Here is a 23,424-nt window from a genome sequence, read left to right as displayed (position 1 = left end):
TTTGTATAACATAGTAACACAATAGTACTACAATGCTTATCAAAGTAGTCAATCTGTAGTTATTCTCACCTTATAGCTACTCTCAAGTTATACTTACCTTGACCAAGTAAATTAAAGAAAAGGCTATGATAACTCCACACGACACCCATTGGGCAATGCAACCCAATGTCCCTCTTGCTAAACAACTCGCCAAACGGGACTTGGCTGCACTCGTCTACGATGCTGTAAACCTCGAAGGGGTTAATATGACCCTTCCCGAAGTTCAAACCCTTTTGGATGGTATTACCGTAGGTGGTCATAAAATCAGTGATCAGAATATGGCACTCAATCAGGCTAAAACTTGGGAAACTCTGTTTAATTTAGTGGACAAAAATGCTTTTAGGTTTGATAAGGAAACAACCTTAAAACTACATGCTATAGCGGCCCAAGAAGAAGCCTTGGAATGGGGACAATTTCGTTCTGGCTATGTTTCTATTGCTGGCTCTAGTTATGAACCGCCAGCACCTGAAGAATTAGGTGAGCGTTGGGCGGAAGTGGAAAAATTAGTAGCTCAAGAAACTGATATATATGATCAAGCGATCACTGCTTTTTTACAAATGGCACGCAATCAATTCTTTTGGGACATTAATAAGCATATGGGGCACTTTATGATGAATGGGATTTTACTCTCAAATGGCTTTCCTATTATTAATGTCCCTGCTAAGCGTCAACAAGAGTTTAACACCTTAATGTTAGACTTTTACTCCTCAAATAATATGACTCCTATGAACACATTTTTGCGAAGCTGTTTGAATGAAAAAATTATTAAAAACTTTCAAGTTAAATAGCTAAAGAATACTTATTTTAATTTAGAGGTATTGACTCAAAAATAACACTACTTTTTATTTCACCTCCCTAGCTAGTATTAAGCTGCAATACTTATTTTTTAGGCTTATGAATAAAACCGATTTGTAAATTAAACGGTTTAGCAATCTTTAATAAAGTACTCATACGTGCATTTCCCACTCCGCGCTCAATATCCATTAAAGCACGCGGTGCGATTTTGAGCCATTGAGCAAATTCGGGTTGGGTCATATTTACAATTTCGCGCATACGCCTCACTCCTTCCGCAATATTCAAACCACCACTATCTACTGCTTCATAAAAGGCTTCACGCATGGCTATTGAGGTTTCAGTATCAATCGGTTTACGAGCGCGGGTCATGGTTTTACTGCCTGTAAATGCTGGAGTACTGTTTGAATCCGTGGTTGTAATTGTTGTTGTAATGCTTTATCAACGCCAAACTTATCAAGTATTTGGGGCAATATCAGTAGTTTTTGAGTTACATCATTAAATAAGGCGTAAACCTTGGTAGGATTGCAGCCTAGTTGAATTAAAAACTTAGCGACTAAAACCCATTCGGGTTGACCATAATGCTCTTCATTTTCCCAGCGTGAAACTCGCGCAATCCCCTGTGAGTCCAGAATCATAGGCGCAAAGTCATATAGAGGACTTAGCCATACTTGATTATCAGGATAGCGAATTACAGCAGTATTGCGTCCGTGATTATCGGTGTTACCCAGAGCGACATTCAATACATCGCGGCGTACAAATTCGAGTAATTCGGTTTCAGGTTGGGTGGTATATTGAGCAATAACATGACAATACTTATTTTGACTGGTAGCCATACCAAAATCACTAATACCTGCTAATGAGGTCAGGCTTTCAACGCCTAAGCGCTGTACTTGATCACCCTTTACTACACGGTCAAAACGGGGAATAAATAACGCATCTTGAGCTAATTCCAAAGCTTGACCTGTACGCACTCCAAACCATTGAGCCACCGCATAATAGGCGGCTTCATTACGCAAGACACGCACATCATCTAACCGATTACTACGGGGAAACTTCACTAACCAATATTTTGAGCATTGATCATCAGGCAACGTACCATCACCATGCCAGCGTTGGTTTTTATCCTGAGTTAACAAAAATTTAGGTGCATCACCCTGCGCACCACTAGACCCTGCTATCGGCGCTCCATGTTGGTAGGCATATTCGATAAAAGCATCGCCTCGGCTGAGTACTTCGTCATAGCTAAAACCTAGGTGGGGAGTATTGCTATCTAGTATCTTGACAGCTTCACGAATACGCAGATTACCAATGGGATTACCTGCACCTTGGCAGAGTAGTGACCAGTCCGCACTAGCCCCATCACGAATGCCTAGTTTTTGCAGCCAAAAACGCCGCCCTGCACCAGAGGGCAAAATATCTAGTAAAAAGGCAGCCCAAGCCTCTTCTTTATGAATTTCAAAGTTGACAGGGTAACGACAGCTTACGGCTGCACTTATGCCTTGCTCGCTATATTGAGCCGCATAAAGTGTGTCATAGCTCAAGCGTCCCGCACTTTTGTAGCCTTTGGTGGTGACATCTGGTGCAGGCATAAAGGTGGCGGCTTCGTGCCACTGGTTGTTGTGAAAGATTTCGATAGTGCATTTCATGCTATTATAATAGCTGGTTTTGCAAAATATTGTAATTAAAGTGGATACTATAATGGCTATACTTATTAAATTATTTAATCTAAACTTCACAATGCTTAAAATAAGTAATGGTTAAGAATATAATAAAACTTGGCAAATATGTATAAAAAATCAACGAAATCATCAAGATTACAATTAGCTAAATACCTTAGTAGGCATCTTTGTACGTTTGGGAGCGGGTTTGATAATAAATTCATATGCCCAACGTGTTTAAAATCTCTTGATTTAGAACTTGATCAAAACACATTTACAGCAGGTCATATACTACCCCAAGCATCAGGTGGTAAAGAGTGGACTCTTTTATGTAAAGCTTGTAATTCACACTTTGGTGAAAAACAGGATAAATGGTTTGGAGAATACCTTAATATCTTAAATAACCCAAAGGGAACATTTCTACATGCAAAAACAAAAAGCAAATATATTACATTAAATCAAATAACTGTTTGTGGATCTATAAATGAATCAGAAGATGGATTGATAGATATTTTTATTCCTATCAATACAAACTCTCCATATAAAATTACTGCTCTTAACAACGTCCTTGACCTTGAAGACAACTTAGAAGTAGGCTTTCAGCCTGAAGTTTTAAAGCATGACAATGAAATAGAGGTTGGTTATATTACAGCAGCATATCTAATGTGGTTCCACAATATTGGTTATAATTGGGTTCTCCAAAGCTCATTAGATATTGTACGACAACAAATTTTAGAATGTAATTGCCATTTAGACGGTGCAAGGGTTATAGATTTAGATCTTGAAAATTCACATTACACAGAAATAGGTCTAATTACTCAACTTGACGAAATATATCCCTGCTGCATTATATTTGATAAACTTATTGTTTTCCCTTCACCACTTTACAAAGTATTACCAAAAAATTTAATATTCAAAAAACCCTTTGAAATCAAATTTATGAATTTTGCTATTCTTAATTTACCTTATTTGATATTTTATGATAACTGTCCAGTGATTATTCCAGATAGACTAAATAAGTTTCCTCCTACCCCAGACTACGCTCTTTATCTTAAGTCTGAAGCACCAAATAAATATATATGGTTAAAAAGAGAAAGTTAAAATACTAGAACTTTACTACTTTTTATTAATTTTGAATAAGGCGCTATTGAGTCTCTAGGTATTGTTAAAAATAGAAAAACACATTAAGTGGTAAGTAATATTAAACTATATTTTCTGCTCCAACCGCAAAGCCTCAATCAAACTTGACGTATCCATCCGTCCCATACCTTTCTCTTGCAACTTAGCATAGCGCTCATCGGTCGCTTGAGTCAGTGGCAAAGTCAAACCATGACGGCTCGCTTCATTCAAGCAAATCGCTAAATCTTTACGCATCCAATCGAGCGCAAACCCAAAATTAAACTCACCCTTTGCCATCGTCTTAGCGCGGTTTTCCATTTGCCATGAACCCGCCGCACCGTGCTTAAGAGTTTCAACCACTTGCGCTACATCCAAACCACTTTCTTCGGCTAATAAAATCGCTTCACTCAAGCCCTGCAAAATGCCTGCAATGCAAATCTGATTAACCATCTTGCAGCGCTGACCTTGACCGTGTTCGCCTAATAAACTCACCGCTTTGGCATAGCTCATCATCACGGGTTTGGCTTCATTGAAATCAGCCTCAAAACCACCACACATAATCGTCAAAGCGCCTTTTTCCGCCCCAACCTGCCCTCCAGACACCGGAGCATCAATAAAACGCGCACCAATCGCATCACATGCCCCCGCCAACTCCAGCGCCAAGGTCGCCGAAGTCGTCGTATGATCAACCAACAAAGCCCCCTCTTTCATACCCGCAATAATGCCCTCAGCGCCATACACCACACTGCGCACATCGTTATCATTGCCTACACACATGAAAACCATATCCGCCTCTTGTACCGCTGCTTTAGGGGTCAAAGCCATTGAGCCACCGTAGTGCTTGACCCAATTTTCCGCTTTTTCAGCCGAGCGATTATAAACCGTGGTCGGGTAGCCCTTAGTCTGTAAATACCCCGCCATAGGAGCACCCATCACCCCTAAACCAATAAATGCTGTTTTGATGGTTGTCATGTGGAATCCTATTATTGCATATACACAAATACTGTAACCCCACCCCGACTCTCCCCTTATCAAGGGAGGCGAGTTTTTCTTGCACCTCCCTCGATAAGGGGAGGCTGGGAGGGGTTTCTTAACGCCCCAAGCTAAACGGCTTTGGATCAAGCTCTGGTTGCTGACCCAAAACTTGTGCCACTAATAAGCGTGCCGAGGCTACGGTTGCGGCTAAACCATACTGAGCCAACCCTACATTCACCCATAAATTAGCAAGCGCTGGATGCTCACCAATATAGGGCAAACCATCTAATGTCTCTGGAAATACACCACACCATTGATGCTGCATACGGATGTGCTCTAAAGCAGGTACTAACTCCACCGCCTCGGTCTTCATAGCAGCCAATGGATCAGCTAAGGCTTGCTCGCTATTATTCAAAGGGGTACTAAACACAATGCGCCCATCACGTCGCGGCACTAATGATTTACCCTGATAAATCACCATATGCTTTAACACATCCGGTTCACCTCGGAAAATCACACTATGCGTGGTGGTAGAACGAATCCCTAATTGCAGCTCTGGAAAGCCACTACTCCACGCCCCCGTGGTTAAAATAACGCGCTTAGCCCGCCATTCTTGCCCGCCCATACACACACCACGGATCGCTCCCTCCTCAATAATCAAACTATCCACGGAAGTATGTTCACTAATTAACACCGGATAGGAACGTAACCAAGCGCGTAAGGCGGCTAGTTGGCGTGGATTACGTAATTGCGCAAACTGAGGGAAGTGTAAGCCTTGGTTAAAAGCAGGCGCTAAGGCAGGCTCACAAGCTTGTAACCACTCCATACCATCTAATAATTGATACGTCTGCTGATAGTGTGTCGCCCATGCTTGTGCAGCACTATACTCATTGGCATCTAGATAAAGCGTACCCGATACTTCCCACTGCATATCAATAGCACTCACACTATTGAGTTCGGCACTTAAAGCCGGATAGTGTTGTAAACCATTTAACACTAAATCCATCACTGGAGCTGGACAATGCCAAGGATATACCGGATTTAGCATGCCATTGGCTGCCCAAGAAGAATCCCGCCCTAACTCGTGTTGCTCAATCAACATGACACTCATGCCCGCTTGATGCAGTGCACGCGCGGTCAACATGCCAGAAAGACCACCACCAACAATAATTACATCTTTCATTTATATCCTTTGGGCAGGGGGATTGGTACAAAGATCAATTATACCTTAGCCTTAGGCTTTGCAAAGCAGTAGACGCTTTCAAGGCATTCGCCTATGCTTTGGCTTTACTCAATTACACTAACAAACATTAATCCGTATCATGAAATCAACATTACTTTTAACGCTGTTATTAACTGTTAGCATGGCTGGCTGCGGTGGTAGCAATACGAATACCTCAAGTGCATCAACCCCGACCACGACTGCCACTGCGAGCGCCGTCACGATGGCAGCCCCTACGACTATTGGTAAAATCGAAGATATTAGCAATGCCCAATTGCAAACCTTACTCGATCAGGGTGTGACGCTAGTGGATATTCGCCTTCCAGAAGAATGGAAGCAAACAGGTGTAGTAAAAGGCAGCCAACTCCTCACACTATTTGACGCCAAAGGGGGAATTAATCCTGAATTTCCCAATAAAATTAACCAGATTGCGCCTACTAATAAGCCTATAGCGATTATTTGTCGCACCGGAAACCGTACCCAAGTAGGTGCTCAAATGCTCTCACAAGCCGGTTATAGCCAAGTGTATAATGTGCAGCGCGGTATTACAGGCTGGATCAAAGAAGGGCTTCCTGTCGTTCCACAATAAGGGGCACGATTTAGGGAGAATAGACAGCCCTTGGGATTTCTGGCGAAATAGTTAATTATGCGTATTGAAATCCTCTCCAGTCTTAGCCAAGTGAAAGCGAGTGCATGGAATGCCCTAGTACTCGATAATAACCCTTTCCTGCGCCACGAGTTTTTAGTGGCCCAGGAGCATAATGGTTGTGTAGGTGAGCAATTTGGTTGGTTGCCGCATCATATTGCTGTGTATGAAAACGAGATACTCGTTGCTGCACAACCCTTATATTTGAAAAACAACTCTTACGGTGAATTTGTTTTTGATCAAATGTGGGCGCAAGCGTATCACCATTACAAGCTGCGCTACTTTCCGAAATTAGTCACCTCCATTCCCTATACCCCTGCGACCGGACAACGCTTATTAGTACAAAAGGGTCGAGAGACTGAGCTTTATCCACTCTTACTCAGTACCACTTTACAACTGGCTGAAGAATTAAAAGCGAGTACCTTTCACTGCCTTTTCCCCCCTCAAGATCAACAAGCATGGATGAGCACACAAGGCTTACTGACGCGCCACGATTGCCAATTTCACTGGATGAATCTGGGCTATCAAAACTTTGAAGAGTTTCTGAATAACCTACAACCCAAAAAACGTAAAAATATTCGCCAAGAGCGACGCAAAGTACAGGAGGCGGGTATTCAATTGCGCTGTTTAAATGGTCATACCGCCAGCGCTCAAGATTGGGAGCATTTTGCTTTATTTTATAACCGTACCTTTGAAGAAAAATGGGGTGTGCCAACCCTTAATGAAGGCTTTTTTAAACAAGTCGCCGAGACTTTGCCGGATCAAGTGGTATTAGTGCTGGCAGATAAAGGCGAGGACTGTATTGCTGGATCACTAATGTTTAGCAGTGACACGCGTCTTTATGGACGGCATTGGGGCTGTACGGAATATATTGATAGCCTGCATTTTGAAGCCTGTTACTACCAAGGTATTGAGCACTGTATTAAACACGGTCTGAAAGTATTTGAGCCGGGGGCGCAAGGGGAACATAAAGTACCACGCGGTTTTATCCCCACTCGCACCCAATCCAGTCATTGGGTGGCACACGACGGCATGCGCCAAGCCATAGCACGTCATACTCTACAAGAACAACGTGCCGTCGCCGAATACATGAGTGAAGTTTGGGAACATGTGCCTTATAAGCCTGAAATAGTGAACGAATATTTTGCTCAGTATTTACCCACTCAAACTCATACGCCCACACTGAAGCTTTAAACCTAATAAGGACGTTGCCCTACCCAATTCCCCGGAGGATCATAGCTACACACCCAAATCTGTCCACCATTCGGGCAATACGCCATACCACAACCGAGCTGACGCGTATCACGCCACACCATTTGGGTATAATGACCGCATTGCTTGCCCACAGCGCAAGTATCGCTAGCATAGTCATAATACTTATCCTCTGCCGCCCAATCACGAGCGACGCGTGCTGCACTGACCTTAGCGACCTCATTCGTACCGTCATCCCACATCACCGGACTTGACCAAAATAGGTTTTCACCATAACCCGCTGGATTATTATTAGCCTCTACCCGATGAATCATTTTACACCCCGCCGTTGTGGCTAAATGATTAGCCCATTCTTGTGAGTAACTTGCTAAGGTATTAGACCATTGCAACGCAGGCAAACCTAATCTAGCGCGTACCGTGTTATGCGAGTTAGTCATTAATGCTGCCCAATCTTGTGCTGCATCGGAGCGCGGGGTGGGTGCATTGGGATTGATGACGGGACTAGAACTACATCCGGCTAAGCCCACGATCAGAAGGAGTACTAGGCTCCAGAGTTGATAACGCATGAAACTCTCCCTCGCTATTGGAGTCGTTAAAAGTAGGGGTTATAAGCTCGTTCATGACCAATTGTGGTATTAGGGCCATGTCCCGGCACAACCTCAATCTCATCATTCAAAACAAATAATTGGCTGCGAATGGAGTCTAATAATTGCTGATGATTCCCACGCGGAAAATCAGTACGCCCTATCGAGCCTGCAAACAGCACATCACCCACAAATACGGTTTGCAAATCGCTGCTATATAACACCACATGTCCGGGCGTGTGCCCCGGAGTATGGCGTACCTCAAAACTATAATGATCCAACTTTAATGTATCGCCATGCTTAAGCCATTGGTCTGGCTTTAATGCCTCGGCATGTGGTAAACCAAAGCGTTGCGCTTGTATAGGCAATGCATCGAGCCAAAAGGCATCATCCTCTTGTGGACCCATAATCGGAATGTGATAGTGATCGGCAATCGCTCTTGCACCTCCCACATGATCCATATGCCCATGAGTTAACCATACTGCTTGAGGAATGAGATTGCGCTCGGTAATAGCCCTAATGAGTTTAGGTACATCGCCCCCCGGATCAACCAAAGCACAATGCTGAGTGGCTTCATTCCACACAATGCTACAGTTTTGCTCAAAGGCGGTGACGGGTATAGTGATATATTGCATAGTCAGTTCCAAACTTTAGATTAGGGAAATAATACCATCGATTAGTTAAATCGTGTGGTTGAGCAAGCTGCACCCACCCCCTAAACCTGCTACAGTAACGCCCCACTACTACAATTCAGTACACCAGAATTCAAGAGGACTCCCCTGTGTTAGTCGCTGCTAATGTCACGATGCAATTTGGCGCTAAGCCATTGTTTGATAATGTTTCGGTAAAATTTGGCGATGGTAATCGCTACGGTTTGATTGGCGCGAATGGCGCGGGTAAATCAACCTTTATGAAAATTCTCTGCGGTTTACAAGAACCCTCCTACGGTAACGTCTCTAAAGATCCTAATGAGCGCATGGCTTATCTGCGCCAAGATCAATTTGCCTTTGAGGAGGTGCGCGTACTCGATGTGGTGATGATGGGGCACGAGGAAATGTGGAAAGTCATGTCGGCTAAAGACGCGATTTATGCCAATCCTGACGCCACCGAAGACGATTATATGCAGGCGGCTGAATTAGAAGGGGAATTTGCCGAACTCGATGGTTACACGGCTGAATCGCGTGCAGGAGAACTCCTATTAGCGGTAGGTATTCCCACTGAGCAACATCAAGGTCTAATGCGCGAAGTCGCTCCGGGTTGGAAATTACGGGTATTACTCTGTCAGGCGCTGTTTGCTAATCCCGATATTTTATTATTGGATGAACCCACCAATAACCTCGACATTAATACCATTCGCTGGTTAGAAGAAACGTTAAATAATCGTGAGTCGACCATGATTATTATCTCGCATGACCGCCACTTCTTAAATCAAGTCTGTACCCATACCGCCGATTTAGACTTTGGTAAAATCCAAGTGTATGCAGGTAATTACGATGACTTTATGGAAGCGTCCACTTTAGCGCGTGAACGTCAAGCCAATGCCAATGCTAAAGCGAAAGAACGTATTACCGAATTACAGGACTTTATTCGCCGCTTCTCAGCCAATAAATCTAAAGCCAAACAAGCCACCAGTCGCCGTAAACTGATTGATAAATTAAAACCCGAAGATGTTAAACCCTCTAGTCGTCAATATCCTTGGATTCGCTTTGAATATGATGAAAAAGAGCGTTTACATCGCTTTGCCGTCGAAGTGGAAAATCTCACCTTTGGTTATGAAGGCATGGATAAGCCTTTAATCAATAACTTTAGTTTCACCATTGAGGCGGGAGAAAAAGTCGCTATTATCGGGGAAAATGGAGTCGGTAAAACCACGCTAGTTAAATTACTCGAAGGTCAGTTACAACCGCAAAAAGGCACGATTAAATGGGCGGAAAAAGTACGTATTTGCTCTTATGAGCAAGATCACGAAGATGAGTTTAAAAGTGATCGCTCTTTAACTGACTGGATAGCTGAATATGTGCGTAAAGAAGGCTATGAGGGTGAGGATGCCGAAACGCAAATTCGTGGCACATTAGGGCGTTTATTATTTGGTGGCGATACGGTAAAAAAATCAGTCCGCGTGTTATCAGGCGGTGAGAAAGGGCGTATGATTTTTGGGCGTATGATGTTATCGCGTACTAATGTGATGATGATGGACGAACCGACTAACCACTTAGATATGGAGTCGATTGAATCCTTAAACGGTGCTTTAGCCAAATATGACGGTACTTTAGTTTTCGTATCGCATGACCGTGAATTTGTAAGCTCCCTAGCTACTCGTATTTTCGATGTAAAAGGCGATGGTCGAGTCATTGATTATCGTGGTACTTATGATGAGTATCTCGCTTCTCAAGGTTTAGAATAAATAACTATTAGGGGTAGTCCTGCTGCCCCTACCTATTTCAATCTTAATTAAAAAAAGTGCTAATATTAAAGTCTATCCAAGATAGGAGTAGTAGTATGAATATAACAATTAGTTGGGTTGGACTTATTATTGTTTTAGCAATATTAGGCTTAATAGGTTTTTTAGCCTGCCGCTATTTAAATACTAAGATTTGCATTAGTTCAGGAATAGTATTATTAGCAGGGTTAGCTTATTTAGGGTGGTATATTTGGAAGTATGGAACTTTTGTAAAATAGCTTCCAAGTAATTGGTTTGCTCGACCAATTGCATTAATAGATATAGAGCTATTATCACATTGTTATTTGCCAGTCAGTTATTTTGATAGCTTTCCCACTCCTGTTGATCTTGCTCTAACTCAAGACGTAACTCTTCTTCACTAGGTAAAACTAAGCGATACTTACTGGCAAAGAGTTGCTCGCTTTCATGTAAAACTGAATAACGCACGACCGACTGATCTTTACTGCCACATAATAAAATCCCAACGGTAGGGTTGTCATCCTCACCACGGCGTAAGTCGTCATACATGCGCACATACATATCCATTTGCCCAATATCTTGATGAGTTAAATGCCCAGTTTTTAGATCAATTAAAACAAAGCATTTTAGTAAATAATTGTAAAATACTAGATCAATATAAAAATCCTGAGTCTCAGTACTAATACGCTGTTGCCGCGCTACAAATGCAAAACCTTTACCTAACTCTAAAAGAAATTGTTGCAGCTTATTCATCAGTGCTTGCTCAAGGTTAGCTTCTAATAATTTTCCAGTATCGGGTAAACCCAAAAACTCTAGTACTACCGGATCACGTACAAAATTACGTGGAGTGCTTTTTTTAATAGCTTGTTGGGTTTGATCAAGTAGTTGGTTTTTATTTTGATTTGAAAGTAAGCGCTCGTAATACAAGGAACCAATTTGCCGTTCTAATAGCCGAGTACTCCAATTTTGCCCTGCTGCTTCATTCATGTACCACTGACGGATAGCCGGATCATCGACTCGCAATAATAGGCGATAATGTGTCCAACTCAATTCGGAACGCACTGCGTTCCAAATGGGGAAGCTCTGAAAAAAAGCCCTCATATTCCGTAGGTTACGCTCATCAAAACCTTTTCCAAATTCTTGCGTAAGTACTTGAGCTAGTTCAGGTAATAAGCGCTTGCCATAGGTGGCGCGAGTTTGTCCATTTTGTTCAAACTCTACAATATGCTTGCCTATCTGCCAGTAGGTTTGTACCTGAATAGTGTCTACATGACGCAGTACTTGCTGGCGAGCTTGTTGAATCAGCTCACGCAGGGTATCCACTAGATTGAGAGGTAATGCAAGCTGCTTTGTAGGGTCATGAGTCATGAGGTGATTTCCTTCCAACTAGGAAAAAACGTGAATAATAAACTTGAATACTGATGTAGTTTTGTATGTGTCCTAACTCAGTACTAATAGTTTGCATCAAAGTACTTTGTTAAATCTTATTACAAACCTATCAATAACTTCTAGTTTTAATTAACCCATTGATGAGCTAATATTAATCATATAGTTTGTACAAAGTTTTTAGTTATGAATGATCACAGTGCCCCTCAAAAATCTAAAATACTCGAATTTCTAGGCGAGTATTGGCTCATTATTTTAATGCTAACTTTGATAGTAGTAGCTTGTGGTTTTGCTTACTATGTCGTAACAATTTATCAGAATGCATTGCAGACTGTAGCACCCACTACAACAGATAGAGGAGATTGGGGGACTACTGGAGATTTCTTTGGTGGAGTGCTGAATCCTATATTTGCTTTTTTAGGATTGATTATGCTCCTAGCTACTTTGTTTCAGTCGCAAAGAGAGTTATCACTGACACGTAAGGAGTTAGAGTTAAGTAGGAAAGCTGCGGAGGAATCAGAGAAAGCACTAGCTGATCAGGCATTAACTCAAAAGCAGCAGCGATTTGAGAACACTTTTTTTGCTTTACTAAATCAATATAGTCAACTATCAAAAACCCTTGATACATTAGAAGGCAATTTAAATAAACACACTATACACATATCTACATTAGAAGATGCAAAAACCGCTATTCAATCCTTTATAAGAAAGCAGCATTTTATTAAATCATATTTAATGCTGCTACACCAAATCCTTAGGTTTATCTACCTGAATCATAATATAGAAAAAGATAGCTTTACTATAGATAGTATAAAAAACTACAATACTCTAAGTATAGAAGAACAAGGCTATGCTAACTTATTTAAATCTCTTATTAGTGACCACTTAGGAACACTGATATTATTAAATTGCATAGAAACAAGAGAAAGTAATTTAGAAAACTATCCTAAACTGAAAGCTCTAGTCGAAAGGTATAGCATTTTTGAGCATTTAAGCTTAACAAAACACTTAGATAAAAGCTTCTTACACGAATTAATTCAGAAGAATTGTTATGCTCCAAAAGCATTTGCCAATAACTCTGAATATTTGCTGATACGAGACCTAGAATAAACCCTACTTCCCAATACAAAACGAGCTAAAGATCACACCTAATAAATCATCAGGGGTAAATTTTCCGGTAATTTGCCCTAACGCCTCTTGAGCTATACGCAATTCCTCCGCCATTAGCTCACCTGCATTAAATACCCGCAATTGATACTCCGCCCGCTCCACTGCCTGCTGCGTATCCTCCAGTGCCTGCAAATGCCGCCGCCGTGCAATAAATGTATCTTCTTGCTCACCCTGAAAACCCATACGAGCTTTCAGTTCCGCCTTTAACTCCTCAATCCCTAGCCCTTGTTTAGCCGAAATATAAAGCTGCCCCTCGTGTTTCCCTGCTGCTTTACCGCTCAAATCCACCTTATTATGCACCGTCAAACGCGGCAAACGCTCTGGCAAACGCGCCACAATCGCGGCATTTTCAGAGTCTTCGGCTTGGGTATCATCGACCAATAACAGTATCAAATCCGCCTTTTCTACCTCGCGCCATGCCCGCTCAATTCCAATCTGCTCCACTGGATCATTACTCTCACGTAACCCTGCGGTATCGACAATATGCAGCGGCATCCCCTCTAGATTAATTCGTTCACGCAAAATATCGCGCGTTGTGCCCGCAATATCGGTCACAATGGCAGTTTCCTGCCCCGCCAGCGCATTTAAGAGGCTCGATTTACCCGCATTAGGTCGCCCAACAATCACCAAATGCATCCCTTCTCGCAGTAAGCTACCCTGCCGCGCTTTTTGAAAAATAGTGCTGAGTTGGGATTTAATGCGCTCTAGTCGATCCGTGACGGCTTGATCAGCGAGAAAATCAATTTCTTCATCGGGAAAATCCAAAGCCGCTTCAACATAAACGCGCAGCTCAATCAGTTCTTGGAGTAGCCTATTAACGGCTTGAGAAAACTCACCTTGGAGTGAACGTAAGGCTGAACGTGCTGCTTGTTCAGAGCTAGAATCAATCAAGTCCGCAATCGCTTCGGCTTGGGCTAAATCGAGTTTGTCATTTAAAAATGCGCGTTCAGAAAATTCCCCCGGACGCGCTAGCCGTGCCCCTAATTCCAGACAGCGCTTGACGATCATATCGAGCACTACCCTACCGCCATGCCCCTGTAATTCGAGTACATCCTCACCTGTGAACGAGTTAGGTGCTGGAAAATATAAGGCAATACCATCATCCAATACGGACTGATTCGCTGCTAAAAACTGACGGTGGGAGGCAAAACGTGGCTTAGGCAAAGAGCCTAAAATAGCGGCGGCAATAGTAGGAACTTGAGGACCAGAGAGACGGACAATTCCGACTCCACCGCGCCCCAGCGCTGTAGCAATGGCAACGATAGTGTCGGAATGATTCCACATAAACTAATGTCTCTTAGGACCTCTTCCCTTGCGGAAGAGGTTCAGGGTGAGGGGTATTAAGCGTGTCCAATAATCTTAGTATTGATAAACCACTGTTGGGCAATCGATAACACGTTATTGACTACCCAGTATAGGACTAGACCCGCTGGGAAGAATAAGAACAACACGGTAAAGACTATGGGCATAAATTGGAAAATCTTTTGCTGCATCGGATCAGTCGGGGGAGGATTGAGCTTTTGTTGCACAAACATACTCACACCCATAATCAGAGGCAGGATGAAATAAGGATCCATCACTGATAAATCTTTATACCACAGCATCCACGGCGCTTGACGCAACTCCACACTTTCTACCAATACCCAATACAAGCCCATAAACACTGGAATCTGAATCAAAATAGGCAAACAACCACCCAAGGGATTAATTTTTTCCTTGCGATAAATATCCATCATGGCTTTTTGTTTAGCTTGAGGGTCATTGGCATAACGCTCGGTAATTTCTTTTAAACGAGGTGCAACCGCCTTCATCTTAGCCATTGATTTATAGCTAGCGGCTGAGGGGTAGAAGAATAAGATTTTAATCAATAGGGTCAAAAAGATAATAGTCCAACCCCAATTGCCTACTACGGAGTGGATCATTTGCATCAGCCAGAAAATGGGCTTCGATACAAAGGCAAAAATACCATAATCCACCGTTAGGTCTAAGCCCTTAGCTAACTTTTCGAGATTATCCTGATCTTTAGGACCTACATAAAACAGCGAGGTAAAGGTATCTTTTGCCCCCGGAGCGATTTGTTTAACCGCTCCTTGTGCCCCTAGTACATAGGATTTATTACCTAATTGGGTCACGCCTTTGCTGTAATAATTGGTTTGCTCGGTTTGTGTCGGAACCCATGCACTTACAAAGTAATGCTCTAGCAATGCGACCCAGCCGCCTGTGGTAGTGAGGTTAATCGGCTCACTCTCCATATCCGTAAACTGAATCTTGGTGTACTTATCGTCATAGTAATAAGCCCCCCCCACATAAGCCTGAATACCGGTGAGCATTGAACCCGTAGCCGTGTATGGGCCATGTTTTAATTGACGATACTCAGAACCAGACCAGAGCTGATTCGTGTTGTTTTGCACTTCATGTTGCACTTGTACATTAAAGTCACCGCGTTTAAATACATAACGCTTAGTAACTTGTATGCCATTTGCACCTGTCCAAGTCAAAGGGACTACTAATTCATTTTGCCCTTCCGCTAAAGTGAAACTTGGTTGAGGTGCGCTATATAGTGCTTGATGATTGGGTGCTAAGTTTTCAGTATTTTGCCCCGCAATCACGGTATGTAATAAACCTGATTGTGCCACGTAATTGCGCCCATTGAGATCTAAAATACGCGTAGGTTGATCTTTTTTCTCTAGGCTTACCGGATAAGTGGGTAAGCTGGCTTCAATAATATCGCCCCCTTGAGTACTGATTTTTAGCTCCAGCACATCGGTTTTCACAGTAAGCACTTGAGCCTGACCATTATTGGCTACCGTGTTATTGGCGGTATTAAGCGCGGCGTTAGGTACTTCACCTGTGGCATTAGGTGTAGCGGTAGTAGTCGTGGTACTGCTGACATTATTAGGCGCGACGGGTTTGGGTGCATGATCAGTTTGCCAAGCACTCCAAAGCATAAAGCCTAAAAAGATTAGGGTCAGGTACAGGAGGGGGCGTTGAGAATCCATACTATCCTCGATACTGAGTAGTAGATATTAAGTGGTATTAGAACGGGGTCGACTCGAATACTGGCGTTGCACTTGTTGCCAGATGAGTTCAAGCTGTTGGGCTATATCAGAGTTGGGCATGCCCAAAAGTGAAGGTTGGCTAAGTATCACAATATCAACCGCCGGGAGTTTAGCTTGATAGTGACGAAAACTTTCCCGTGCAAGCCGCTTTACCAAATTGCGATCAACAGCACGGCGTAAGTTACGCTTAGAAATTGCTAAACCTAACCGTGCATATTGAACATCATTCTCGCGGACACGAGCCATTAAACCTTGTCCACTAAATTTGCGGTGTCGACCGCGCTCAAAAACGTGTTGAAATTCGCCCGGACGTGTTAGCCGCACCTGGCGCGGAAAAGCCATCACAGTCGATAATCAACCTGTTACTAATTTAAGGAATTAAACGTGCACGACCTTTAGCACGACGAGCACTTAATACTTTGCGACCATCTGCTGTTTTCATACGAGCACGAAAACCGTGAGTACGTGCACGGCGCAGATTACTAGGTTGAAATGTTCTTTTCATGACAATGCTACCAAACTTTGATTGTTGTAGGGGGGCGCATCTGCACCTACAGAGACCCACAAAAAGGCAAAGAAAAATACTTGATCAACTCCCTAATGTCAACTTTTGTTTTGTGACAGTAGGTGCTTATAAGTTATCCCCAGCCTGTGGATAACTTGTGGATAACTCAGTGCAAAGGCTATACTTATCCACAAGAACCTCCCTTTTTTGATCCCGATTGACTTAATATATAGGCTCATTCTCACTATGCTTTGGCAACATTGCTTGCAGCAACTTGAACATGAATTTCCCCACCAAGAAATTAATACTTGGTTACGTAGTCTTTATGCTGTAGAGCAAGAAGGAGCACTTTACCTATTAGCTCCCAACCCTATTGTATTACAACAAATTCATGATAATTATTTACCGCGTATTGTATTTCATGTACGGACACTTTCAGGTAATCAAAACTTTGACGTTATGCTCCAAATAGGTTCGCGTCAAACTGCTATTCCCCAAGCCTCCGACAAACTCAATATTGCTGTAACCCCCCCCTCTAATCCCATTACTGCAACAAGCAATTCTAGTTCCACTACTAAAACCAAAACAGAATCTATTGTTACCAGCAGCTCAGCGAGTCAAACCGTCACGCCTTTAAATACAGATCGCTTTATTAGTTCGCTAAATAATAAAATGACTTTTTATAACTATGTAGAGGGTAAATCCAATCAACTAGCTTGTGCAGCCGCACAACAAGTATCCGAAAATCCGGGCAAGTCTTATAATCCTCTTTTTATTTATGGTGGTGTTGGTTTAGGTAAAACTCATTTAATGCACGCTATTGGTAATCGCATTTTAGAGCATAAAGCGGATGCCCGTGTGATTTATGTTTATGCTGAGCGTTTTGTGAATGATATGATTAATGGCTTACGGACTTCACGTATTGAAGACTTTAAGCAATATTATCGCAGTGCCGACGCGCTATTAATCGACGATATTCAATTTTTCGCTAATAAAGAGCGCTCGATGGAGGAGTTTTTTCATACCTTTAATGCCTTATTAGAGCATCAAAAACAAATTATTATTGCCAGTGACCGCTTCCCTCGTGATGTAGAAGGTATCGATGATCGTTTACGCTCACGTTTTGGTTGGGGATTAACAGTTTCGGTGGAGCCTCCTGATTTAGAAACCCGTGTGGCTATTTTACGTAAAAAGGCGGAAGACAGTCAGTTGATTATTCCCAGTGATGCTGCCTTTTTTATTGCTAAACGCTTTAGAACTAATATTCGTGATTTAGAAGGTGCATTACAACGAGTCATAGCCAGCATGAGACTACGCTGCGTGCATACACTAAACTTAGAATTTGTAGAAAGTGCCTTACGTGATCAGATTGCTCATTTAGATAAATTAGTTTCGGTGACCAATATTAAGAAAGTGGTGGCACAATATTACAATATCCGTGTTGCAGATCTGGACTCACAACAACGGAATAGAGTGATTGCACGCCCTAGACAAATTGCCATGGCCTTAGCTAAAGAATTGACCACCTCCAGTTTGCCTGAAATTGGTCAAGAATTTGGAGGACGTGACCATACCACAGTATTACATGCTACACGTAAGGTAGCAGAGCTGAGAGAGGGTGATAATCAGATTGATGAAGACTATCGGATTTTAGTCAAATTGCTCAGTACTTAAGCAAAAACCCTGTGGATAAGTCTGTGGATAAGCCTGTGGATAAGCTGTGGATAAGCTGTGGACAAATTGTGGATAAGTCAGTCTAGGTGAGTTATCCACATGTTATCCACAGGATATCCACAGGATATCCACAGACTTATCCACAAGCGAATAGGTAGCTAAAACATGAGGTTAAAGTACTTATCCACAGATTTTGTGCTTGCCTATTATTATTATTAACTAATATATATTTAAGAAAGTATTATTAATGAAATTCACACACTCACGCGAAACCCTACTTGAAGCACTCCAAGCAACACTCAGTGCTATCGAGAAAAAACAGACGGCTCCTATCTTGGAAAATGTACTTATTCAAGTTCGTGACGGTGCTATCCACTGGCGAGGTACTAACCTTGAGTTAGAAGTCGCTATGAGTACACCGATTATCGATGCCACACCGGGAGAGGTCACTCTACCAGCACGTAAATTATTTGATATTTGTAAATCACTTCCAGCAGAAAGCATGATTGAATTTGATATTCAAGATACCCGCGCCAAAGTCAGTTACGGTCGTAGTCGTTTTGAGTTAATTGCTTTACCTGCGAGTGAGTTTCCTGATTTAGAGGATATTCAAATTAATCATGAGTTCTTGATTCCTGAAAATATCTTTAAGCAATTATTCGATAGTGTTGGTTTTGCTATGGCTAACCAAGATGTGCGTTATTATTTAAACGGCTTGCTCTTAGAGCTTATTCCTAGTCATGTACGCTCGGTAGCGACTGATGGTCATCGCTTATCTCTGTATACACATTTAATGTCCACTAATGTGAGTGATAAAGTACAAGCCATTATTCCGCGAAAAAGTATTTTAGAGCTAACTAAATTATTACGCTCAGATAATCAAACTAATATCAAAGTGCAACTGAGTAGTAACCATTTACGTGTACAATTAGATAATTTACGTTTCACGACTAAATTAGTGGACGGACGTTATCCCGATTATCAAGCGGCTGTTCCACCACAAGGAAAAATTCGTGTTGAAATTGACCGTAAAGAGTTAAAAGAAGTTCTAGCACGGGTAGCTATACTATCAAATGAAAAATTCCGTGGTGTTAGATTAGAGCTAGGGAATAATAAGCTAAAAGTACAATCAAATAATCCTGAGCAAGAATCAGCTCAAGATGAGATTGACGTTTTGTATCAAGGTGAGGAGTTTAGTATTGGTTTTAATGTCAATTATCTATTGGATGCAGTGAATCATTTAGAGAGCGATACTATGTATATGAACTTTAACTCACCTGAAAGTAGTGCCTTAATCACTGATCCACATAATGACAATATTCGCAATGTTGTAATGCCGATTCGTTTATAACGATTAGGTTGGTATTGTGTACTTAGAACAAGTCACTATAGAAAATTGCCGCTCGATTCGACAGGCTACTTTAGCATTAGCGCCTCAAGTGAATTTTATTCGCGGCGCTAATGCTGCGGGCAAGTCTAGTGTTTTAGAAGCGATCCATATTTTATCGACCGGGCGCTCATTTAGAACACCGCGTATTCAGGAGGTGATTCAACAAGGTAAAAACCATATTTTAGTAGCCGCTAAATTAACTTCCGAGAGTTATTCACAGACTTATCCACAGACTTATCCACAAAGTTATCCACTGGGTATTCAAAAAACTCCACGTACTACTCATATTCGGATTAATCATCAGGATGTTAAACAACAAGCCGAGCTAACGCGCCACTTGCCTTTTGCCATTATTCATCCTGAGACGTTGAGCTTGATTACGGGAGGACCTACGGTACGTAGAGCTTTAGTCGATTGGATTGCGTTTTATCGTAGTGCTGAGTTTCATGAGTTGTGGCGGCAATATCAGCGCGTGTTACAACAACGCAATGCCTGTCTGCGTGACAGTGCACAACGCTATGCTTTGGGGTATTGGACTGAGCAGCTTGTGAAATTAGTGCCTATCCTTCACCAAAAGCGTTTAGAGGCGCTCAAATGGTTAGAGCTAGGGTTAGGGCGCTATCAGCATTTAATCGCGTCTATGGGCATTTTAGAGCTAAAATTATCAACTGGCTTTCCTGCGTATTTAGATACTACCCAAGCGCAAGAAATGCTATACTTTCTCGAATCCAAGCAGCCGCAAGAAATAGCTCAAGGATTTAGTCTGTATGGTGCGCATCGGGTCGATCTGCACATACAATTAGCCGGTCAATTAGCGGAGCGTGTCGCCTCACGGGGCGAGTTAAAATTATTAAGTATTGCCTTCTTATTGGCTAAAAGTTATGCCATAGCCGATCAAGCACCGGAGCGTGGGCTAATTGGGGTGGATGACTTAGCGGCGGAATTAGATGATACCAATCAAGTACTTTTGTATGAAACCTTGCTAACCACTCAACAACAACTCGTAATCACTGGAACCCGACTACCCACACTATTGAATTTAGCGGCAACATCAGCTCACTTGTTTACTGTTCAACAAGGCGTTATTACGCCAGATAGCACATTTTGACTTCAGGAAACCCTATGTCTGACGAAAAAGATTATGGCGCATCGAGTATTAAAGTTTTAAAAGGTTTAGATGCAGTTCGTAAACGCCCAGGGATGTATATTGGCGATACCGATGATGGTACAGGTTTGCACCATATGGTCTTTGAGGTGGTGGATAACTCCATCGACGAAGCACTGGCGGGGCATTGCTCTGAGATCAAAGTAGAACTATTTAGCGATGGCTCGGCGAAAGTTACTGATGATGGTCGGGGTATTCCAGTAGATATTCATCCAGAGGAAGGGGTATCAGCGGCTGAAGTGATTATGACTATCCTGCATGCAGGAGGTAAGTTTGATGATAATTCTTATAAAATCTCCGGCGGTTTACATGGTGTAGGCGTTTCTGTTGTCAATGCATTGTCTGAAGAGCTAGAGCTTACGATTCGGCGTAATGGTCAATTGCATCGTCAAATTTACCATCTAGGTGTTCCTCAAGCTCCCTTAGAGGCGATTGATCAAACGACAGGCACAGGCACTTCAGTACGCTTTAAACCCAGTTCTGAAATTTTCACTCAAACCGAATTTCAATATGAAATCTTGGCTAAGCGCTTGCGTGAGCTTTCGTTTCTCAACTCGGGTGTAAAGATTCATTTGATTGACCGCCGAGGCGAAGGGCGTGAGGATATTTTTGAATACAAGGGCGGTATTAAAGCCTTTGTGGATCATTTAAATCGTAAAAAAACCGCATTGCATCCCACTACTATCTATTTTGAAGGGCAAAAAGACGGGATTGGTGTAGAGGTTGCGCTACAATGGAATGATTCTTACCAAGAGAATATTTTCTGTTTTACTAATAACATTCCTCAACGTGATGGTGGTACGCATTTATCCGGTTTTAGATCAGCGTTAACCCGCACTCTCAATCAATATATCGAAAGCTCAGGCTTGGCTAAAAAAGAGAAAATCCAACCGACGGGCGATGATTCTCGTGAGGGTTTAACCGCAGTACTTTCAGTGAAAGTACCTGACCCCAAATTTTCCTCCCAGACCAAAGATAAATTGGTTTCGTCTGAGGTAAAAAATGCGGTTGAATCGGCGATGATGGAGCGTTTACAGGACTTTTTATTAGAAAATCCTGCTGAAGCCAAAATCATCGTTGGTAAAATCATTGAAGCCGCTCAAGCCCGTGAAGCCGCCCGCAAAGCTCGTGAAATGACGCGCCGCAAAGGGGCTTTGGATATTGCGGGCTTACCCGGAAAATTGGCCGATTGCCAAGAAAAAGACCCTGCTAATTCTGAACTATTCCTAGTCGAAGGGGACTCCGCAGGTGGCTCGGCTAAGCAAGGTCGTGATCGTCGTACTCAAGCCATTTTGCCTCTCAAGGGTAAAATTCTAAACGTCGAAAAAGCCCGCTTTGATAAAATGTTAGGCTCGGCTGAAGTAGGTACTTTGATTACTGCGTTAGGTTGTGGTATTGGCAAAGATGAATATCAGCCTGATAAATTACGTTATCACCGTATTGTGATCATGACGGATGCGGATGTGGATGGTTCGCATATTCGCACCTTGTTGCTAACCTTCTTTTATCGTCAAATGCCTGAATTAATTGAGCGTGGTCATATCTACATTGCACAACCGCCCCTTTACAAAGTTAAACGGGGTAAGCAAGAGCAATATGTGAAGGATCAAGCTGAAATGGAGTTATATCTAACTCAATTGGCGTTGGACGAGGCGCAATTGTTCTTAAGTGCTGATACTCCCGCCATTAATGCGAGTACTTTGGGTACTTTGATTCAGCAATACAACACTACTCGCCAAGTCATGAATCGTTTAGCACGACGCTATGATCGTGATTTGTTGGAGGCGTTATTATTCCAACCGTTGCCTGTTGCCGATGCTGATTTACACGCTGAGCAATTTAGTACTTGGGTCAGTGCTGCGGTTGAGGTACTTAATCGCAATAGTACTGGAGAGCGGACTTATACCAGTCAGCTCAATAAAGCTGATGACGAAAGCTGGTCAGTAGAAGTCAAAGTCTATCAGCATGGTTTAGATCATCCAGTGCAGCTCGATCAAGACTTTTTCCAAATGCCTGAAGTCAAATTGCTATTACGCACTAACCGCGAATTAGACGGTTTATTAGGCGAAGGCGCAATGATTCAACGGGGTGAACGTAAACAAGCTGTAACGCGTTTTGATCAAGTCGTGAGTTGGTTAACTCACGAAGCAAGTCGCGGTTTAGCGATTAGTCGCTATAAAGGTTTAGGTGAAATGAATCCCGATCAGCTTTGGGAAACCACCATGAATCCAGAAGCAAGGCGCTTATTGCAAGTACGAATTGAAGATGCTATCGCTGCCGACGAGATCTTTACCACGTTGATGGGCGATCAAGTAGAGCCACGCCGCGAATTTATTGAAAGCAATGCTTTAGCAGTATCTAACCTCGACGTTTAACAGACGTTTCATGTGAAACATTGAAGCGAGT

Annotated in this window: 22 protein-coding genes; 11 read left to right on the top strand and 11 right to left on the bottom strand. The window is 42.5% G+C overall.

Annotation, left to right across the window (positions count from 1 at the left end):
* Positions 1–125: 125 nt before the first annotated feature.
* Positions 126–827: a Fic family protein gene (locus tag IPL34_RS05055; protein WP_296838648.1), complete on the top strand. Its 702-nt coding sequence runs from the start codon at positions 126–128 to the stop codon at positions 825–827.
* A gap of 91 nt (positions 828–918) precedes the next feature.
* Here the strand turns inward: IPL34_RS05055 and IPL34_RS05050 are convergent, their stop codons facing one another.
* Together IPL34_RS05050 and IPL34_RS05045 are read right to left on the bottom strand one after the other, a co-directional pair.
* Entirely contained in the window at positions 919–1,203 is a 285-nt protein-coding gene (locus tag IPL34_RS05050; protein ID WP_296838645.1) for a helix-turn-helix transcriptional regulator, read from the bottom strand.
* Entirely contained in the window at positions 1,200–2,480 is a 1,281-nt protein-coding gene (locus IPL34_RS05045) for a type II toxin-antitoxin system HipA family toxin (protein ID WP_296838643.1), read from the bottom strand. Before IPL34_RS05045 ends, IPL34_RS05050 begins: the two co-directional genes overlap by 4 nt.
* 138 nt (positions 2,481–2,618) lie before the next feature.
* Between IPL34_RS05045 and IPL34_RS05040 the strand changes: the two genes are divergently transcribed.
* Positions 2,619–3,593 carry an HNH endonuclease gene (locus IPL34_RS05040; RefSeq protein WP_296843038.1) on the top strand — a complete coding sequence of 325 codons (975 nt, stop codon included), beginning with the start codon at positions 2,619–2,621 and terminating at the stop codon, positions 3,591–3,593.
* 105 nt (positions 3,594–3,698) lie between these two features.
* Here IPL34_RS05040 and IPL34_RS05035 read toward each other — a convergent pair whose 3' ends face one another.
* Positions 3,699–4,583, bottom strand: coding sequence for an NAD(P)-dependent oxidoreductase (locus tag IPL34_RS05035; protein WP_296838641.1), 885 nt, complete (start codon positions 4,581–4,583; stop codon positions 3,699–3,701).
* A gap of 118 nt (positions 4,584–4,701) precedes the next feature.
* A complete protein-coding gene (locus tag IPL34_RS05030) occupies positions 4,702–5,769 on the bottom strand; it encodes an FAD-binding oxidoreductase (protein ID WP_296838639.1) in 1,068 nt (355 codons plus the stop codon).
* A 139-nt stretch (positions 5,770–5,908) separates the two neighbouring features.
* On the opposite strand from IPL34_RS05030, the gene IPL34_RS05025 reads away from it, so the two are divergent.
* Positions 5,909–6,397 carry a rhodanese-like domain-containing protein gene (locus IPL34_RS05025; protein WP_296838637.1) on the top strand — a complete coding sequence of 163 codons (489 nt, stop codon included), beginning with the start codon at positions 5,909–5,911 and terminating at the stop codon, positions 6,395–6,397.
* Between the two features lie 57 nt (positions 6,398–6,454).
* Positions 6,455–7,648, top strand: a complete 1,194-nt coding sequence (locus IPL34_RS05020; RefSeq protein WP_296838634.1) for a GNAT family N-acetyltransferase — start codon at positions 6,455–6,457, stop codon at positions 7,646–7,648.
* A 2-nt stretch (positions 7,649–7,650) separates the two neighbouring features.
* Here the strand turns inward: IPL34_RS05020 and IPL34_RS05015 are convergent, their stop codons facing one another.
* Together IPL34_RS05015 and IPL34_RS05010 are read right to left on the bottom strand one after the other, a co-directional pair.
* Positions 7,651–8,232, bottom strand: a complete 582-nt coding sequence (locus tag IPL34_RS05015; RefSeq protein WP_296838632.1) for a CAP domain-containing protein — start codon at positions 8,230–8,232, stop codon at positions 7,651–7,653.
* A 26-nt stretch (positions 8,233–8,258) separates the two neighbouring features.
* Complete coding sequence (locus IPL34_RS05010) at positions 8,259–8,885, bottom strand: MBL fold metallo-hydrolase (RefSeq protein ID WP_296838629.1); 627 nt, start codon at positions 8,883–8,885, stop codon at positions 8,259–8,261.
* 146 nt (positions 8,886–9,031) lie between these two features.
* Here IPL34_RS05010 and IPL34_RS05005 point away from each other — a divergent pair, with 146 nt between their 5' ends.
* Positions 9,032–10,654 carry an ABC-F family ATPase gene (locus tag IPL34_RS05005; protein ID WP_296838627.1) on the top strand — a complete coding sequence of 541 codons (1,623 nt, stop codon included), beginning with the start codon at positions 9,032–9,034 and terminating at the stop codon, positions 10,652–10,654.
* A 95-nt stretch (positions 10,655–10,749) separates the two neighbouring features.
* Entirely contained in the window at positions 10,750–10,929 is a 180-nt protein-coding gene (locus tag IPL34_RS05000) for a hypothetical protein (protein WP_296838625.1), read from the top strand.
* 73 nt (positions 10,930–11,002) lie between these two features.
* Here IPL34_RS05000 and IPL34_RS04995 read toward each other — a convergent pair whose 3' ends face one another.
* The gene (locus IPL34_RS04995; protein WP_296838623.1) at positions 11,003–12,037 is read right to left on the bottom strand and encodes a PDDEXK nuclease domain-containing protein; all 1,035 of its coding nucleotides are present in this window, start codon (positions 12,035–12,037) and stop codon (positions 11,003–11,005) included.
* A gap of 204 nt (positions 12,038–12,241) precedes the next feature.
* Between IPL34_RS04995 and IPL34_RS04990 the strand changes: the two genes are divergently transcribed.
* A complete protein-coding gene (locus IPL34_RS04990; protein WP_296838620.1) occupies positions 12,242–13,165 on the top strand; it encodes a putative phage abortive infection protein in 924 nt (307 codons plus the stop codon).
* A 3-nt stretch (positions 13,166–13,168) separates the two neighbouring features.
* Here IPL34_RS04990 and mnmE read toward each other — a convergent pair whose 3' ends face one another.
* From mnmE to rpmH, 4 genes are read right to left on the bottom strand one after another with little or no spacing between them, the layout of a single operon-like run.
* Complete coding sequence (gene mnmE, locus IPL34_RS04985; RefSeq protein ID WP_296838617.1) at positions 13,169–14,509, bottom strand: tRNA uridine-5-carboxymethylaminomethyl(34) synthesis GTPase MnmE; 1,341 nt, start codon at positions 14,507–14,509, stop codon at positions 13,169–13,171.
* A gap of 56 nt (positions 14,510–14,565) precedes the next feature.
* Entirely contained in the window at positions 14,566–16,224 is a 1,659-nt protein-coding gene (gene yidC, locus IPL34_RS04980) for a membrane protein insertase YidC (RefSeq protein ID WP_296838614.1), read from the bottom strand.
* 27 nt (positions 16,225–16,251) lie between these two features.
* Positions 16,252–16,626 (bottom strand): ribonuclease P protein component, encoded by a 375-nt coding sequence (gene rnpA / locus IPL34_RS04975; protein ID WP_296843037.1) that lies wholly within the window; start codon positions 16,624–16,626, stop codon positions 16,252–16,254.
* Between the two features lie 28 nt (positions 16,627–16,654).
* Positions 16,655–16,789, bottom strand: coding sequence for a 50S ribosomal protein L34 (gene rpmH, locus IPL34_RS04970; protein WP_296838611.1), 135 nt, complete (start codon positions 16,787–16,789; stop codon positions 16,655–16,657).
* 246 nt (positions 16,790–17,035) lie between these two features.
* Here rpmH and dnaA point away from each other — a divergent pair, with 246 nt between their 5' ends.
* From dnaA to gyrB, 4 genes are all read left to right on the top strand, one after another.
* On the top strand, positions 17,036–18,463 hold the full coding sequence (gene dnaA, locus IPL34_RS04965) for a chromosomal replication initiator protein DnaA (RefSeq protein WP_296838608.1): 1,428 nt from the start codon (positions 17,036–17,038) through the stop codon (positions 18,461–18,463).
* Positions 18,464–18,710: 247 nt separating this feature from the next.
* Complete coding sequence (gene dnaN, locus IPL34_RS04960; RefSeq protein WP_296838606.1) at positions 18,711–19,814, top strand: DNA polymerase III subunit beta; 1,104 nt, start codon at positions 18,711–18,713, stop codon at positions 19,812–19,814.
* A 16-nt stretch (positions 19,815–19,830) separates the two neighbouring features.
* Positions 19,831–20,961, top strand: a complete 1,131-nt coding sequence (gene recF / locus IPL34_RS04955) for a DNA replication/repair protein RecF (protein WP_296838603.1) — start codon at positions 19,831–19,833, stop codon at positions 20,959–20,961.
* Positions 20,962–20,975: 14 nt separating this feature from the next.
* Complete coding sequence (gene gyrB, locus IPL34_RS04950; RefSeq protein WP_296838599.1) at positions 20,976–23,393, top strand: DNA topoisomerase (ATP-hydrolyzing) subunit B; 2,418 nt, start codon at positions 20,976–20,978, stop codon at positions 23,391–23,393.
* The last annotated feature ends 31 nt before the right edge of the window (positions 23,394–23,424 follow it).

Source organism: Thiofilum sp., assembly GCF_016711335.1.
Taxonomy (GTDB): Bacteria; Pseudomonadota; Gammaproteobacteria; order Thiotrichales; family Thiotrichaceae; genus Thiofilum.
Note: the sequence above shows the minus strand (reverse complement) of the source record. Positions and strands in the feature narration are given on the sequence as shown.